The following is a 15190-nucleotide window of genomic DNA, read 5'->3' as shown; positions in this document are numbered from 1 at the left end:
CTTGGGCAATCGGGGCCAGGTGTCCCGTCAGCCGCCCGACAGCACGTCCTTGGGCACCGGCTGGTCCTCCTTCAGCGCCTCGAACAGCCGCAGGGCCTTGGCCCTGTCCCACTTGATCCCCTCGCCGCCGGCCACGCTCTCGGTGCCGCCGAAGGGGACCACGGTGGTGACCGGGCTGTCGCCCATCGCCAGCCCCAGCGACAGCAGGTCGAACGCCCCGGTACCGGAGTCGACCTCGACCGAGTCGGTGGCGCTCATGGCCAGCGGGATCGACGTGAACGGGTTGAGCAGCACGCCGGGGCTGGCCGCCTTGCGCACCACCGCGGCCAGGAACTGCCGCTGCCGCTTGGTCCGCTCGAAGTCGGGCAGCGCGCCGTTGTAGCGGGTGCGCACGTAGCCGAGCGCCTCGGCGCCGCTGAGCACCTGCTTGCCCTTCTTGAGCTTCAGCCCGGCCTTGGGGTCGTTGATGTTCTCGGCGACGTTGATCTCCACTCCGCCGATGGCGTCGACGATGCCGACGAAGCCCGCGAAGCCGATCTCCATGTAGTTGTCGATCCGCAGGCCCGTCACGCCCTCCACGGTGCGGGCGAGCAGCTTGCCGCCGCCCTGCGCGTAGGCGGCGTTGAGCTTGTTGCGCCCCATGCCGGGGACGGTGACCGCCGAGTCGCGGGGGAGGCTGACCAGCGTGGGCCTGCCGCCGCCGTCGGGGATGTGCAGCAGCATCATCGAGTCGGTGCGCTTGCCCACGGCCCGGCCGGTGGCGAGCTTGCGCTGCTGCGCGCGCGTCAGGCCCTCGCGGCTGTCGGAGCCGACGAGCAGCCAGGTCGTGCCCGGCGTGTCGGCCGGGCGGCCCTCGTAGTCGTCGAGCACGCCGGGGATGCCGCGGATCCTGGAGTCGACCCAGAAGAACAGCCCGATCCCGGCCACGAGCAGCCCGACCAGCAACCCGGCGAGGATCTTCAGGATCGTCGAGGCGCGGATGCGCCGCCGGACGCGCGGCCCGCGAGGCTCCTTCTGGCGAGGCTCCTTCTGGCGGGGAGCCTCCAGCGGCTTGACGGGGCTCCTGCCCTCGCGCGGCTTGCCGTACACCCGGGAACGCGCCCTGGGGGCGTCGTCGGCGGGACCCGTCGGCGCGGGCGGAAGCGGGTAGGCGGGCGCGCCCGCCGCACGTGGCGGCTGATCTGACCGGCCTGGCCATGGGCGCCTGTCCTCTGGCCTGCGCACGGCTCGGGTGCGGTCGTCTTCTGGCACGTAGGTCTCCCCCCTTGCTTGACTTCGACGTTACTGCGCCCGTCGCATTCTTGGGGAGGTAGAAGTACGCAGTGGGCACGGCGGAAACATCTGACCCCGCCTGCCCCGTTACCGTTGATGGACGTCCATTGTCGAAGGGATGACAGTGTCCACTCCGGACCCTTGGAGTACCAGCCCGTGCACGTGCACGGGACCGTCTGAAGGCGCGCTGAGGTGAGCGCCTATCTGGGCCTGGCGGCCCTGTTCCTCCTCACCGCGGCCACCGGCTACTTCGTCGCCCAGGAGTTCGCGTTCGTGGCCGCCGACCGCGGCGTCCTGCGCGACCAGGCCGACGCCGGCGACGCCGCCGCCGAGAGGGCGCTGAAGGTGACCTCCCGGCTGTCGTTCATGCTCTCCGGCGCGCAGCTCGGCATCACGGTGACCGCCCTGCTGGTCGGCTTCCTGGCCGAGCCCGCGATCGCCGCCCTCGTCCGCCCCCTCCTCGGCGACCTGCCCGCGGGCGTGTCCGTGGCCATCGGCGTGCTGGCGGCCACCGCCGTGCAGATGGTCATGGGCGAGCTCCTGCCCAAGAACCTCGGCATCGCCAAGCCGGAGCCGGTCGCCAAGGCGCTGTCCCGCTCGACGCTGGCCTACCTGGCCGTCGCGGGGCCCGTCATCCGGCTGTTCGACTCGGCCGCCGCCGGCCTGCTGCGCCGCGTGGGCGTGGAGCCGGTGGAGGAGGTCGAGCAGGGCGCCACGCCGGAGGAGCTGGCCCGCATCATCGCCGAGTCCACCAAGGCCGGCGAGCTGCCCCCGCGGCTGTCGGAGCTGCTGGAGCGGGCGCTGGAGTTCGGCGACCGCATCGCCGAGGAGATCATGGTGCCGCGTCCGCGCGTGCGGACGCTGCGCGACGACCAGCCGATTTCGCAGCTCGTCGAATGCATGCGCCGCAGCGGCCACTCGCGCTTCCCCGTGCTGGGCGCCGACGGCGACGTCGCAGGCGTCACGGGCGTGCGGGAGCTGCTGGCCTCCGGCCAGGAGGCCGGGCTGGTCAGCCAGATCACCCGGCCGGCCGTCCTGGTGCCCGACTCCCTGCCGCTGCCCGCCGTCCTGGAGCGGATGCGGCAGGCCAGGCAGGACCTGGTCTGCGTGATCGACGAGTACGGCGGGCTGGCCGGCGTCATCACGGTCGAGGACCTGGCCGAGGAGCTGGTCGGCGAGCTCGTGGACGAGAGCGACCCCGAGCCGCTGGGCGCGATCGAGCAGCCGGGCGGCGTGTGGGACGTCCCCGGCACGCTCCGCCTCGACGAGGTCGAGCGCGCGACCGGCGTCGCGCTGCCGGAGAGCGACGACTACGACACCGTGGCCGGCCTCGTGCTGGCCCGGCTGGGCCGGATGCCCGAGCCCGGCGACACGGTGACCGTGGAGCTGACGCCGGAGGTCGACCCGTTCGACGACGAGCCGCAGGACCAGCACGCGGTGCTGACGGTGCTCTCGCTGCACCGCCGCGTTCCCGAGTGGGTACGGCTGGCGCCGGCGCGGGTGGAGGTCGCGCGATGATCGGCATGATCCTCCTCAGCCTCGCGCTCCTGGCCGGCAACGCGCTGTTCGTCGCGGCGGAGTTCGCCTTCGTCGCGGCCCGGCGGCACCGGCTGGAGGAGATGGCCGGCGGCGGCCGGTTCACCAGGTTCGTCGCCAAGTCGGCGGCCACCGGCAGCCGGCAGCTCGGCCTCATGCTGGCCGGGGCGCAGCTCGGCATCACGCTGTGCACGCTGGGCCTGGGCATGGTGACCGAGCCGGCCATCGAGCACGGCCTGGAGCCGGTGTTCGCCGCGCTGGGCGTGCCCGAGGCCTTCCGGGTGCCCGTCTCGCTGACGCTGGCGCTGGCCCTGGTCACGTTCCTGCACATGGTCGTCGGCGAGATGGCGCCGAAGTCGTGGGCGCTGACGCACCCCGAGCTGGCCGCCATGGTGCTCACGGTGCCGTTCCGGTCCTTCACCTGGCTCATGCGGCCGCTGCTGTGGTCGCTCAACGGCCTGACCAACCTGCTGCTGCACGCCTTCGGCGTGCGGGCGCGCAACGAGCTGGCCACCACCAGGACGCCGCGCCAGCTGGCCATGCTGGTGGGCGAGTCGGGACGGATGGGCCTGCTGGACCGGGAGGAGCACGACCTGCTCACGCGCGCCCTGCGGCTGGAGGCCGAGGGCGTCGAGCGGCTCATGGTGCCGATCGACAAGGCCGTCTTCGTGCCCGCCTCGGCCGGCTCCCAGCAGATCAAGCACGTCGCGGCGAGCAGCGGCCACCTGCGCCTGCTGGTGGGCGAGCCCGCCGGCGTGCTGGGCGTGCTGCACGCGCGCGACGCCGTGCTGCGGCCGGAGGCGACGGCGGCCGAGCTGGCCCGGCCGATGCCGCGCCTGCCCTGCGTGACGCAGGTGCCGGAGGCGGTGGCTGCCCTGCAGGACGCCAGGGCTCACCTGGCGCTGGTGACGGGCGGCGACGGCACGGTCATCGGCATGGTGAGCCTCGCCGACCTGCTGGGCGAGCTGCTCGACACCCGTGCCGCCTGACGTGCGGTTTTCAGCTCTGCGCGAAACCGTTCAAGCGATCTGAAAGCGTGACGCAAGGCGCCGGTGTTAGCCTCGTCTCACCGGAGACTGATGCGAGGACACGCATGCTGACGAAACAAGGCCCCGGCTCTTGCGAACCGGGGCCTTGTTTCGTCACTGTGGGTCTGCCGGTTCCGGTCGGCGACCGGGGTGCGGGGGCATCCTTGCCGTCAAACGACGAAGTGGCCTGCGGGAGCGATGCTGGGATCGCCGCCACAAGCCACTGGGTCGAACCGTGTGGGCGAGGAGGGATTTGAACCCTCACGTCCTCTCGGACACACGGACCTGAACCGTGCGCGTCTGCCGTTCCGCCACCCGCCCGTTGTTGGGTGCGGAGAAACAGTAGCACGGATCGGCTGGTGGTACTGAACCCGGATACGATCGCATAAGACACGGGAGCGGAGGAGCAGGGCGCGGAGGCGAGGCGCCAGAGTCCACGCGCCCGTGGAAGGAGGCAGGGTGCCGGGCTTGCCGGCACAACCAGCAGGCCTCACGTGCACGAGAGGGAGGTACACCCGGTGGGAGTCCTTCAGCGCTTCGAGCGAAGGCTCGAGGGCTTGGTTGAGGGCGCCTTCGCGCGGGCGTTCAAGTCCGACCTGCAGCCGGTGGAGGTCGCCAGCGCGGTTCAGCGGGAGATGGACGAGCGGGCGGCCATCGTGGCGCAGGGGCGCACACTCGTGCCCAACGACTTCGTGGTGGAGCTGTCGACCACCGACAGCGAGCGGCTGGAGGTCTACGCCGACAGCATCAGCCACGAGCTGGCCAACCTCGCCAGGGAGTACGCCAAGGAGCAGGGCTACTCGTTCGTGGGGCCCGTCAGGGTCCGCTTCGAGACGGCGGCCGACCTGGCCGTGGGGCTGTTTCGGATCCGCTCGGGCGTCATCCGCGGCGCCACGGTCGAGCAGGACGAGATCCGCCAGCCCGTCAGCGACCTGCCGCCCTCGCGTCCGCACGCCTTCCCGGGCCGGCCGAGGCTGCTGGTGTCCACCCAGGACGACCCGCAGGGCGACCGCTCCTACGAGCTGACCACTCCGGTCACCCTGCTGGGCAGGGGCACCGACTGTGATCTTCGTCTCGTCGATCCGGGCGTGTCCCGTCACCACGCCGAGCTGCGCGTGGAGGGGCCGCAGGTCGTGCTCGTCGACCTGGGCTCCACGAACGGCACTTTCGTCAACGGCCAGCCGGTACGCAGGATCGAGCTCCAGAACGGCACGCGAGTGACGTTGGGGCGCACGACTCTGGTGTTCCGGCGCGATTAGGGGTAGACAAACGGTCCATGTCCGAGCTCACGCTGCTGCTGATCCGGCTCGCCTTCCTGGCGGTGCTGTGGTTCTTCGTCATTGCCGCAGTCGGCGTGATCCGCACGGATCTGTTCGGCTCGCGCACGGCGCCGGCCACAGCGCCGCGCAAGGCCGCCAAGCCGTCCAGGCCCGCCGCGAAGCCCAAGAAGGGGGAGCCCCGCCAGCTCGTTGTCACCGGTGGCCCCTTGCAGGGCACCACCATCACGCTCTCGGAGTCGCCCATCACCATCGGCAGGGCGGCCGACGCCACGCTGGTCGTCAACGACGACTACGCATCCAGCCGGCACGCCCGGCTCTTCCCCCAGGACGGTCAGTGGATCGTGGAAGATCTCGGTTCGACGAACGGCACGTATCTGGACCGCTCGAAAGTCACCCGCCCGACCCCCGTGCCGCTCGGAGTGCCCATCCGGGTCGGCAAGACAGTCATTGAATTGCGCAAATGACCATCGCACTCCGCTACGCCGCCCGCTCGGACGTCGGCCTCCTCCGCGAAGGGAACGAGGACTCGGCGTACGCCAGCGGACGCCTGCTTGCCGTCGCCGACGGCATGGGCGGGCACGCACACGGCGAGGTGGCCAGCTCGGTCGCCATCGCCGCCATGGCCTCCCTGGAGGAGGCCCACGGGGTCGACCTCCTCGACGCCATCGAGGCCGCCGTCCAGGACGCCAACCGCAAGCTGCACGAGATGGTCGGCCGCGACCCCTCGCTCAAGGGGATGGGCACCACCCTCACCGCCATGCTGTGGAACGGCACGCAGGTCGCCCTGGTCCACGTGGGCGACTCCCGGGCCTACCTGCTCCGGCGCGGCGAGCTGTACCAGATCACCCACGACCACACGCTGGTGCAGCAGCTCGTCGATGACGGCCGCATCACGCCGGAGGAGGCCGCGACGCATCCGCAGCGCTCCATCCTGCTGAAGGCGCTCGACGGCAGCGAGGAGGTCCGCCCCGACCTGGCGTTGCGCGAGGCGCAGGTGGGCGACCGCTACCTGCTGTGCTCCGACGGCCTGTCCGGCGTGGTGAGCGCCGAGACGCTGCACGCCACGCTGACCAACATCGACGACCCCGACGAGGTCGTCCGCCAGCTCATCGACCTGGCCAACCGGGGCGGCGGCCCCGACAACATCACCTGCGTGGTGGCCGACGTCCTGGAGATCGGCGAGGGCTACGAGCTGCCGCCCAGCGAGGTGGCGATCGTCGGCGCGGCCGGCGCCAACCGGCTCAGAGGCGACACCCAGGCGGGGCCGCCGGGGCGATCCAACGCGGTGACCGCACCCCAGCCGGCCATCCTCGACGACGACTACGAGCCGGTCCCCCCGCCGGTACGGCGTCGCCGGGTCTGGCCGGTGCTGGTCACCGCTGTCGTGGTCGTGCTGGGGGTCGGCGGCTACTTCGGCTACAGCTGGACGCAGGACCACTACTTCGTCGGGGCCCGAGACGACGAGGTGGTGGTCTACCGCGGCATCCAGCAGGAGATCGGGCCGATCAAGCTGTACTCCGTGGCCAAGGGCACCGGCCTCAGCCTCAAGGGCCTGCCCGCCGCCGAGCAGGCCTCCGTCGTGGACGGCATCCCCGTCGCCAGCATCCCCGACGGGCTGGAGACGATCGCCGCGCTGAGGTTCCCCACTCCCACCCCCACGGCCAAGCCGACCACGAAACCGAGCGCAACAGCCACGCCATCCCCCAGCGCGTCCCCCACGAAGAAGACCAACAGGTGAGCGAAGTGGTTGCTGCCCCCGTCCCCATGCCGGCCAAGCGGCGTGTGGCCCAGCTGGTCATGCTGGCCTTCGCCGTGCTGATCGTCATGGTCGCCTACGCCAACGTGGGCCTGGCCATCGACGAGCAGATCCCGTCGGGCATGCTGACGTACGGCCTGGGCCTGGGCGGGTTGATGCTGGCCGCCTACCTCGTGCTGGCCAGGTTCGCCCCCTGGGCGGACCCGCTGCTGCTGCCGCTGGTGACGCTGGTCAACGGCATCGGGCTGGTGATGATCTACCGGATCGAGCGGGGCGGCGAGGACCTCGCCTCGGCCACCAACCAGCTCATCATGACCGGCGCCGGGGTGGTGCTGTTCACCGTCACCCTGATCGCGTTGCGCGACCATCGCGCCCTGCAGCGCCTGACCTACACCTCCGGCTTCATCGGCCTGTTCCTGCTGGTCTCGCCGCTCATTCCGGGCCTGGGCAAGGAGATCAACGGCGCACGGATCTGGATCGGCTTCGGCCCCGCCACCATCCAGCCGGCCGAGTTCGCCAAGCTCGCCCTGGTGGTGTTCTTCGCCGGCTACCTGGTGGCCAAGCGCGACGTGCTGGCGCTGGCGGGACGGCGGCTGCTGTTCATCGACCTGCCCCGCGCCCGCGACCTCGGCCCGGTGCTCATCACCTGGGGCGTCAGCCTGGGCGTGCTGGTCATGCAGAAGGACCTGGGCTCCTCGCTGCTGCTGTTCGGCACGTTCATCGTGATGCTCTACATCGCCACGCAGCGCACGTCGTGGGTGCTCATCGGCATCCTGCTGTTCGTCGGCGGCGCGTTCGTGGCCAGCCAGCTCTTCGACCACGTGCAGCAGCGCATCGACGTGTGGCTGAACCCGGAGAACGACGAGCTGTTCCGCAAGGTGGGCGGCAGCGAGCAGCTCATGCAGGGCCTGTTCGCCATGGGCGCGGGCGGCATCCTCGGCACCGGGCTCGGGCAGGGGCACCCCAGCCTGATCCCGCTGTCGTTCTCCGACTTCATCTTCGCCGCCGTGGGCGAGGAGCTGGGCCTGACCGGCGTGATGGCGATCCTCATGGTCTACGCGCTGATCGTGGAGCGCGGCCTGCGCACCTCGCTGTCGGCGCGCGACCCGTTCTCCAAGCTGCTGGCCGGCGGCCTGTCGTTCCTGCTGGCCTGGCAGGTGTTCATCATCGTCGGCGGCGTGACCAACCTCATCCCGCTGACCGGACTGGTCACCCCGTTCATGTCCCAGGGCGGTTCCGCCCTGCTCGCTAACTGGGTCCTTATCGCGCTCCTGGTACGCATGTCGGATGCCGCGAGACGCCCCCCGCCCCAGGCGATCCAGAACGAAGGATTGACGCAGGTGTTCCAGCGATGAACGGCACGCTCAAGCGGACCGCGGTGGCCTGCCTGGCCATGTTCGCGCTGCTCATGATCAACGCCAACTACCTGCAGGCGGTCAGGGCCTCCGACCTCGAGGAGGACACCCGCAACCAGCGCAACTACTTCGAGCGCTACGAGGTCCAGCGGGGCCGCATCACCGCGGGCGGCGACGTGATCCTCGCCCAGTCGGTGGAGACCGACAAGGGCGACTTCCGCTTCCTGCGGGAGTACCCGGAAGGCCCGCTGTACGCGCACGTGACCGGCTTCTTCTCGCCCGAGAGCGAGTCGGGCATCGAGAAGGCCACCAACGAGCTGCTCGACGGCTCCAGCCCCGACCTGCTGCTGCGGCGCAGCATCGACCTGTTCACCGGCGAGCCGACCAGGGGCGCCAACGTCGACCTGACCCTCAACCCGAGGGCGCAGAAGGCCGCCTACGACGCGCTGCGCCAGGAGGGCAAGCGCGGCGCGGTCGTGGCGCTCGACCCCAGGACCGGCGCCATCCTGGCCATGGTGTCGCTGCCCACCTACGACCCGGCGGAGTTGTCCAAGCCGCAGAAGCAGCCGGTCTTCCAGCGCTACGACGAGCTGGCCAAGGACAAGTCCCAGCCGCTGCTCAACCGCACCATCGACCGCACCTACGCGCCCGGCTCGACCTTCAAGGTGGTCGCCACGGCCGCGTGGCTGGAGGAGGACTCCAGCCGCGACGCGCAGACCCCGGTCGAGGCGCCGGTCCGGCTGTCGCTGCCGCAGACCAGCCACCAGCTGCCCAACTACGGCGGCGCGGCGTGCGGCGACGGCCGGCCGCCGATGGTGTACGCGCTGGAGAAGTCCTGCAACACGCCGTTCGGCAAGATCGCTCTGGACCTGGGCTACGACAAGATGCTGGAGCAGTCCCAGAAGTTCGGCATCCGGCAGCGGATCGGCATCCCCATGTCCGTGGCGCCCAGCGACATCGGCCCGCAGGAGGACCCGGCCGCCATCGCCATGACCGCGATCGGCCAGCGCAGCACGCAGATGACCCCGCTGCAGATGGCGATGATCGCGGCCGGCGTCGTCAACGACGGCAAGGTCATGAAGCCCTACCTGGTCAACAAGGTCACCGACGCCAAGGGCGACGAGATCGATGCGGCCGACCCGCAGGAGCTGTCGGAGGCCATGAGCGCCGACAACGCCCGCAAGCTGCGCGACATGATGGTCAGCGTCGTCAACAACGGCACCGCGAAGAACGCCCAGATCCCCGGCGTCGCGGTGGGCGGCAAGACCGGCACCGCCGAGACGGCCAAGGGCCAGCCGCCGCACGCCTGGTTCATCGGCTTCGCGCCCGCCGAGAACCCCAAGATCGCGGTGGCGGTGCTGGTGGAGTCCGGCGCGGCCAGCGTCGGCGCGGAGGCGACGGGCGGCGGCGTGGCCGCGCCCATCGCCAAGGTCGTGATGGAGGCGGTGCTCAACCAGTGAGCCCGTCACGGGAAGCAGCAGTGAGCGGCCGATGAGCACGAGTCTCGGCGGCCGTTACCTGTTGCTGTCCCGCATCGCGCGGGGTGGCATGGGCGAGGTCTGGCGTGCCCGCGACGAGCTGCTCGGCCGCGAGGTGGCGGTCAAGCTGCTGCACAAGCACGACGCCTCGTTCGTGGCGCGCTTCCGCAACGAGGCCCGCATCACGGCCGGCCTGGCCGATCCCGGCATCGCCCAGGTCTACGACTACGGCGAGCAGGACGACCTGGCCTTCCTGGTGATGGAGCTGGTGCACGGCGAGTCGCTGTCGGCCATCCTGGCGCGCAACCCCGTCCTGGGGCCCGAGGTGACGCTGGACGTGCTGCACCAGACGGCCAGGGCGCTGCACACCGCCCACGCGGCCGGGGTGATCCACCGCGACATCAAGCCGGGCAACCTGCTGGTGACGCCCGAGGGCACCATCAAGATCACCGACTTCGGCATCGCCAGGGCGATGGAGGCCGCCCCCGTCACCCAGACCGGCACCGTGCTGGGCACGGCCCAGTACGTCAGCCCCGAGCAGGCCCAGGGGCTGCCGCTCACCCCGGCGACCGACCTGTACTCCCTGGGCGTCGTGGCCTACGAGTGCCTGGCCGGGCGCCCGCCGTTCACCGGCGACACCCAGGTGGCGATCGCCCTGCGGCACCTGAACGAGCAGCCGCCGCCCCTGGGCGTGGACGTCCCCGCCCCGGTCCGCGAGCTGGTCATGCGGCTGCTGTCGAAGGATCCCGGGCGGCGGCCGGCCACGGCCATGGAGCTCGCCGACCAGGCGGCCGCGCTCCGCGAGACCCTGGCGGGCACCCAGCACCTCACCGAGCTGAGCATGCTGACCGACCCCTCCGGCTTCCCCGTGCGCCAGGAGCCCGACCGGCCCGTGGCCACCGTACGGCTGGGCGAGGGGCCGCGGAGGGGACGCCGCCGTACGAAGGTGGTGGTCGCCACGGCGGGATGCGCGGCGGTGGTGGGTCTCGGCGCGCTCGCCGCGGCGCTCGTGGAGCGGGGCGGCCCACCCTCGGTGGCGGACCCGTCGCAGACGGCCTCCCCCTCCAAATCGGTCACTACAAAACCCCCGACAAAGAGCATCAAGAAAACGGCACCACCGCGGCGGAGCCCGACGGTTCCGGTCACGTCGGCTAAGCCGGTACCCTCACGGTCGGCTACCGTAAGCACTACGCCGACTCCCGAGAGGCCGCCGACGACGAACAAGCCGACACCGACGCCGACCAGAACCCCGACACGCACACCATCGTCGACCCCCACCCCGACGCCGACCACCTCGTCACCGACGGCCTCGCCGGACCCAGGCGACACAAAACCGGCCGAAGGAGCACACGCGATGGGTCGCGGGGTCGATGATGGAGACCGGTGGCCGCTATGAGGTCACAGCGCGGCCGGCACCCGATGATGAACGGTAAGGGACAGTGCAGGAAATGACTCAGCCTCGGCTCCTCGGAGGTCGCTACGAGCTCGACGGTGTCGTCGGGCGCGGCGGCATGGCCGAGGTCTATCGCGCCAGGGACATCCGGCTGGACCGAATTGTCGCGATCAAGACGCTGAGGTCCGATCTCGCACGTGACCAAACGTTCCAGGCCCGGTTCCGCCGCGAGGCCCAGTCCGCGGCGTCGCTGAACCATCCGGCCGTGGTGGCCGTCTACGACACCGGCGAGGACGTCACCGACGGCACGCCGGTGCCGTACATCGTGATGGAGTACGTCGACGGCCGCACGCTGCGCGACATCCTGCGGCAGGACCGCCGGCTGCTGCCCGAGCGGGCGATGGAGCTGGTCGACGGGATCCTGCGGGCGCTGGACTACAGCCACCGCGGCGGCATCGTCCACCGCGACATCAAGCCGGCGAACGTCATGATCACCCGCAGCGGCGACGTCAAGGTGATGGACTTCGGCATCGCCCGCGCGATGGCCGACTCGGCCGCCACGATGACGCAGACCGCGCAGGTGATCGGCACGGCGCAGTACCTGTCACCCGAGCAGGCGCGCGGCGAGCGGGTCGACGCCCGCAGCGACATCTACTCCACCGGCTGCGTGCTGTACGAGCTGCTGACCGGGCAGCCGCCGTTCACCGGCGACTCCCCCGTCGCGATCGCCTACCAGCACGTCCGCGAGGAGCCGATCCCGCCGTCGCAGATCGACCCCGAGATCCCCAAGTGGGCCGACGCCATCGTGCTCAAGGCCATGGCCAAGGATCCGGCGCACCGCTACCAGAGCGCCGCGGAGATGCGGGCCGACATCCAGCGGGCGCTGTCCGGCATGCCGGTCGACGCGCAGACCATGGCGATGGCCACCTCCGGCACCCGGATGATGACCTCGCCGACCCAGGCCGGTCCCGCCACCCAGCGCACCGGAGCCATCCCGCCGTACGAGTACGGCGACGCCGAGACCGGGCGCGTCGGGCGCAGGCGGGCGGCCGGAGGCGGCGGTGGCGGCGCGAAGGTGGCCAAGACCCTCGCGTGGATCGTGATCCCGCTGCTGATCATCGGCGCGTTCATCTTCGCCGGCTACAAGCTGTTCACCTCCGACGGCGGCGGGCAGCAGACCACGACGCTGACCGTGCCCTCGGTGGCCAACCTGGAGGTCGAGGCCGCGAAGGCCGAGCTCAGGGCCCTGGGGCTGGAGCCCAAGGTCACCGAGGAGTACAACGACGAGGTCGACGCCGGCAAGGTCATCAAGACCGACCCGGCCGAGGGCGCCAAGGTCAACAAGGGCGACACGGTCACGCTGTTCGTCTCCAAGGGCGTGGAGAAGGTCGCCGTGCCCGGCGGCCTCGTCGGCAAGACGCCGCAGGAGGCCATGGACATCCTCGCCGCCGCCGGGCTGAAGGGCCAGGTGCAGCAGAAGAACTCCTCGCGGGAGCAGGGCAAGGTGTTCGACACCGACCCGAAGGCCGGCGCGGACGTCAACAAGGGCGACACGGTCACGCTGTTCGTCCCGCGGGAGCGCGTGCCCGTGCCCGACGTGCAGAACCTGGACCAGAAGGACGCCGTCAAGCAGCTCAAGGACGCCGGCTTCAAGGTGAAGGTCGTCGAGCAGCCGTCAGACCAGATCCTCCAGGGCACGGTCATCTCGCAGAACCCGCCGCCGGAGACGATGCTGCTGCCCGGCACGACGGTGACGATCGTGGTCTCCTCCGGCGTGCCGGAGCCCACCCAGGAGCCGACGCTCGGCCCCAGCGACGAGCCGACCGACCAGCCGACCGACGACCAGACCCCGTGGCCCCCGGAGGAAAACCCGGAGGACCAGGGCGGTGACGGCTGACGAAACCGACGGGAAAGGCCCCCGAGCGACGGCTCGGGGGCCTTTCCCGTTTGTTCAGCGGCCGATTGAGGGGGCCGGGACATGGGAACGTCCCCGCCGCTCGGGGGCAACGGCGGGGACGCTCACCCAGTAAGTCGTCGCGAAGAGCCCGAGCGTTACACGACTTCCTCGAGTCCTTCGAGCCAGTTTCCGAGCAGCCGGTGCCCGTGCTCGGACAGCACCGACTCGGGGTGGAACTGGATGCCCTCCACGGGCGCCTCGCGGTGGCGCAGCCCCATGACGACGCCGTCGGCCGTCTCCGCCGTGACCTCCAGCTCCTCGGGCAGGGTCGGCCGGACGACGGCGAGCGAGTGGTAGCGGGTCATGCGCACCGGTGACGGCAGCCCCTTGAACACCGAGCGGCCGTCGTGGTGGACGTCGCTGGTCAGCCCGTGCATGAGCTCGGGCGCGCGGGCCACCGTGGCGCCCAGGGCGGCGGCGATGGCCTGGTGGCCGAGGCACACGCCCAGCAGGGGCACGCCGTGCTCGATCGCGTGGTGGACCAGGGCCAGGCTCACGCCCGACGCCTCCGGGGTGCCGGGGCCGGGGCTGACGAGGACGCCGTGGAAGCCGCGAGCGTCGGACACGGACACGACGTCGCGCGGCCGTACGTCGCAGTCGGCGCCGAGCAGGCGCAGGTACTGCACGATCGTGTGGACGAAGCTGTCGTGGTTGTCCACGACGAGCACGCGGGGGTTCACTGGCGGACGGTCACCTCGTCGATCGGCACCGCTGGCTCGGGCATCCGGTTCGGGCATGGAAGGGCCACATACCAGAGTACGGCTCCCGCCGCCGCGACCGGGCCGAGCCCGATCGCCGTAGGACTCGAAATCGCCACGACACGGCCGTGGCGACTATCCTTGGCCAGGCTTCAACTACGCTTAACGCAGAGCCTGTGGATGATCCGGATGCCCAGGCCACCAGCAGGAGTGACCGTGCCCAAGTCCAAGTCGCGCAACAAGAAGGCGGTCTACACGCCGCCGAAGAAGGCCCAAGAGGTCAAGCTGAGCCCGCGCTGGCTCGCGCCGACCATGGTAGCCGCGTGGATTATCGGCATTCTGTGGATCGCGGTGTTCTATGTCACCAACGTGGCCAGCGTCCGCGTTCCGCTGATGACCGATCTCGGCAACTGGAACCTCGGCATCGGGTTTGCTTTCATCATCTTCGGTGTGGTGCTTTCCACCCGGTGGCGTTAGTTCTTTCCACAGTCTTTTCCACACCCTGGGGAAGGTTCAGCCGGCCAGCTGCGCGGTTCTGACCACCGTCAGCCCGACGAGCAGAACCGCCACCCCCACCAGCGCCACCGTCTGCACCAGCGTGCGGTTGGCCCGGGGAGCGTAGGCCAGCGCGGCCGACACCACCGCTCCGGTGATCAGGCCGCCCACGTGGGCCGTCCAGCTGAGGCGGAAGCCGAAGACGCCGGGGATGAGCCACGGCAGGAACGTGATCGCCAGGTTGAGGGCGATGATGACGACCACGCCGCGCACGTCGAACCTGAGCCTGCGGCCCACGATGAAGATCGCGGCGAACAGGCCGTAGACGGCGCCCGACGCGCCCGCGCTCCACACGTTGGGCGCGTCGAACCAGTAGCTCATGACGCTGCCGCCGAACGCGCTCAGCAGGTAGAGCGCCGCGAACCTGACGTGGCCGAAGGCCCGCTCCAGCGAGGGGCCGATGGCCCAGATGGCCCAGCCGTTGAACAGGATGTGCATGATGCCGAAGTGCAGGAACGCACTGGTGATCATGCGGTAGTACTGGTCGAGGCCGGCCACCGCGGCGACGTTCATGGCCAGCTCGGCGGTGACCACGTCGCCGGTGAGGTACTGCGCCGCGAACGCCACCAGGACCGCGCCCAGGATGGTCCACGTGACGTACGGCGTGGCGACCGGCCGGCCGCCGAAGACGGTCTGCGCCTGCCGTACCGTCTTGTTGCCCTCGGCCACGCACTCGGGGCACTGGAAGCCGACGGCGGCGTCGCGCATGCAGTCGGGACAGATCGGGCGGTCGCAGCGCTGGCAGCGGACCCAGGTCTCACGGTCGGCGTGGCGGTAACAGGTGGGCACCGTCTCCGAGGGCTGGGCAGGCTGACTCGTCATGGAGCCAGCCTAGATCCAATGCCGGGTAGTTAAGGCCCACCGCGTGTTGTCAAGTCGGGG

Annotated in this window: 13 protein-coding genes and 1 tRNA gene; 10 read left to right on the top strand and 4 right to left on the bottom strand. The window is 70.7% G+C overall.

The window, feature by feature from the left end; genetic code table 11:
* Nucleotides 1–27: 27 nt before the first annotated feature.
* Nucleotides 28–1251 carry an LCP family protein gene (locus BSB02_RS25570; RefSeq protein WP_240506651.1) on the bottom strand — a complete coding sequence of 408 codons (1224 nt, stop codon included), beginning with the start codon at nucleotides 1249–1251 and terminating at the stop codon, nucleotides 28–30.
* Nucleotides 1252–1464: 213 nt separating this feature from the next.
* On the opposite strand from BSB02_RS25570, the gene BSB02_RS25565 reads away from it, so the two are divergent.
* Together BSB02_RS25565 and BSB02_RS25560 are read left to right on the top strand one after the other, a co-directional pair.
* Complete coding sequence (locus tag BSB02_RS25565; protein WP_084962685.1) at nucleotides 1465–2790, top strand: hemolysin family protein; 1326 nt, start codon at nucleotides 1465–1467, stop codon at nucleotides 2788–2790.
* Complete coding sequence (locus tag BSB02_RS25560) at nucleotides 2787–3797, top strand: CNNM domain-containing protein (RefSeq protein ID WP_084962682.1); 1011 nt, start codon at nucleotides 2787–2789, stop codon at nucleotides 3795–3797. The genes BSB02_RS25565 and BSB02_RS25560 overlap by 4 nt, the downstream gene beginning before the upstream one ends.
* Nucleotides 3798–4074: 277 nt before the next feature.
* Here the strand turns inward: BSB02_RS25560 and BSB02_RS25555 are convergent.
* Nucleotides 4075–4157, bottom strand: a tRNA-Leu gene (locus BSB02_RS25555).
* A 197-nt stretch (nucleotides 4158–4354) separates the two neighbouring features.
* Here BSB02_RS25555 and BSB02_RS25550 point away from each other — a divergent pair.
* Genes BSB02_RS25550 through pknB form a run of 7 tightly spaced genes read left to right on the top strand, consistent with a single transcriptional unit; the run spans nucleotide 4355 to nucleotide 12995 of the window.
* Nucleotides 4355–5095: an FhaA domain-containing protein gene (locus BSB02_RS25550; protein ID WP_084962680.1), complete on the top strand. Its 741-nt coding sequence runs from the start codon at nucleotides 4355–4357 to the stop codon at nucleotides 5093–5095.
* A 17-nt stretch (nucleotides 5096–5112) separates the two neighbouring features.
* On the top strand, nucleotides 5113–5580 hold the full coding sequence (locus tag BSB02_RS25545; RefSeq protein WP_084962679.1) for an FHA domain-containing protein FhaB/FipA: 468 nt from the start codon (nucleotides 5113–5115) through the stop codon (nucleotides 5578–5580).
* Nucleotides 5577–6854 (top strand): Stp1/IreP family PP2C-type Ser/Thr phosphatase, encoded by a 1278-nt coding sequence (locus tag BSB02_RS25540; protein WP_084962677.1) that lies wholly within the window; start codon nucleotides 5577–5579, stop codon nucleotides 6852–6854. The genes BSB02_RS25545 and BSB02_RS25540 overlap by 4 nt, the downstream gene beginning before the upstream one ends.
* A gap of 26 nt (nucleotides 6855–6880) precedes the next feature.
* A complete protein-coding gene (locus BSB02_RS25535) occupies nucleotides 6881–8227 on the top strand; it encodes an FtsW/RodA/SpoVE family cell cycle protein (RefSeq protein ID WP_084962675.1) in 1347 nt (448 codons plus the stop codon).
* Entirely contained in the window at nucleotides 8224–9687 is a 1464-nt protein-coding gene (locus BSB02_RS25530) for a peptidoglycan D,D-transpeptidase FtsI family protein (RefSeq protein ID WP_084962673.1), read from the top strand. The genes BSB02_RS25535 and BSB02_RS25530 overlap by 4 nt, the downstream gene beginning before the upstream one ends.
* Nucleotides 9688–9718: 31 nt before the next feature.
* Entirely contained in the window at nucleotides 9719–11101 is a 1383-nt protein-coding gene (locus BSB02_RS25525; protein WP_084962671.1) for a serine/threonine-protein kinase, read from the top strand.
* A gap of 52 nt (nucleotides 11102–11153) precedes the next feature.
* Complete coding sequence (pknB, locus tag BSB02_RS25520; protein ID WP_084962669.1) at nucleotides 11154–12995, top strand: Stk1 family PASTA domain-containing Ser/Thr kinase; 1842 nt, start codon at nucleotides 11154–11156, stop codon at nucleotides 12993–12995.
* A 155-nt stretch (nucleotides 12996–13150) separates the two neighbouring features.
* Here pknB and BSB02_RS25515 read toward each other — a convergent pair whose 3' ends face one another.
* Nucleotides 13151–13735, bottom strand: a complete 585-nt coding sequence (locus BSB02_RS25515) for an anthranilate synthase component II (protein WP_084962667.1) — start codon at nucleotides 13733–13735, stop codon at nucleotides 13151–13153.
* Between the two features lie 234 nt (nucleotides 13736–13969).
* Here BSB02_RS25515 and BSB02_RS25510 point away from each other — a divergent pair, with 234 nt between their 5' ends.
* Nucleotides 13970–14230, top strand: a complete 261-nt coding sequence (locus BSB02_RS25510) for a cell division protein CrgA (protein ID WP_084962975.1) — start codon at nucleotides 13970–13972, stop codon at nucleotides 14228–14230.
* Nucleotides 14231–14266: 36 nt separating this feature from the next.
* On the opposite strand, the gene BSB02_RS25505 is transcribed toward BSB02_RS25510, so the two are convergent.
* Nucleotides 14267–15130: a rhomboid family intramembrane serine protease gene (locus BSB02_RS25505; RefSeq protein WP_084962665.1), complete on the bottom strand. Its 864-nt coding sequence runs from the start codon at nucleotides 15128–15130 to the stop codon at nucleotides 14267–14269.
* Nucleotides 15131–15190: the final 60 nt, after the last annotated feature.

The sequence above is a fragment of the Thermoactinospora rubra genome (assembly GCF_002093975.1).
Classification (GTDB): domain Bacteria; phylum Actinomycetota; class Actinomycetes; order Streptosporangiales; family Streptosporangiaceae; genus Nonomuraea; species Nonomuraea rubra_A.
Note: the sequence above shows the minus strand (reverse complement) of the source record. Positions and strands in the feature narration are given on the sequence as shown.

What these genes read in the sequence shown, in the direction of transcription:
- BSB02_RS25560 (WP_084962682.1), top strand. Translation starts at nt 2,787, where the DNA reads ATGATCGGCATGATCCTCCTCAGCCTCGCGCTCCTGGCCGGCAACGCG.
- BSB02_RS25545 (WP_084962679.1), top strand. Translation starts at nt 5,113, where the DNA reads ATGTCCGAGCTCACGCTGCTGCTGATCCGGCTCGCCTTCCTGGCGGTG.
- BSB02_RS25540 (WP_084962677.1), top strand. Translation starts at nt 5,577, where the DNA reads ATGACCATCGCACTCCGCTACGCCGCCCGCTCGGACGTCGGCCTCCTC.
- BSB02_RS25535 (WP_084962675.1), top strand. Translation starts at nt 6,881, where the DNA reads ATGCCGGCCAAGCGGCGTGTGGCCCAGCTGGTCATGCTGGCCTTCGCC.
- BSB02_RS25530 (WP_084962673.1), top strand. Translation starts at nt 8,224, where the DNA reads ATGAACGGCACGCTCAAGCGGACCGCGGTGGCCTGCCTGGCCATGTTC.
- BSB02_RS25525 (WP_084962671.1), top strand. Translation starts at nt 9,719, where the DNA reads ATGAGCACGAGTCTCGGCGGCCGTTACCTGTTGCTGTCCCGCATCGCG.
- pknB (WP_084962669.1), top strand. Translation starts at nt 11,154, where the DNA reads ATGACTCAGCCTCGGCTCCTCGGAGGTCGCTACGAGCTCGACGGTGTC.
- BSB02_RS25505 (WP_084962665.1), bottom strand. Translation starts at nt 15,130, where the DNA reads ATGACGAGTCAGCCTGCCCAGCCCTCGGAGACGGTGCCCACCTGTTAC.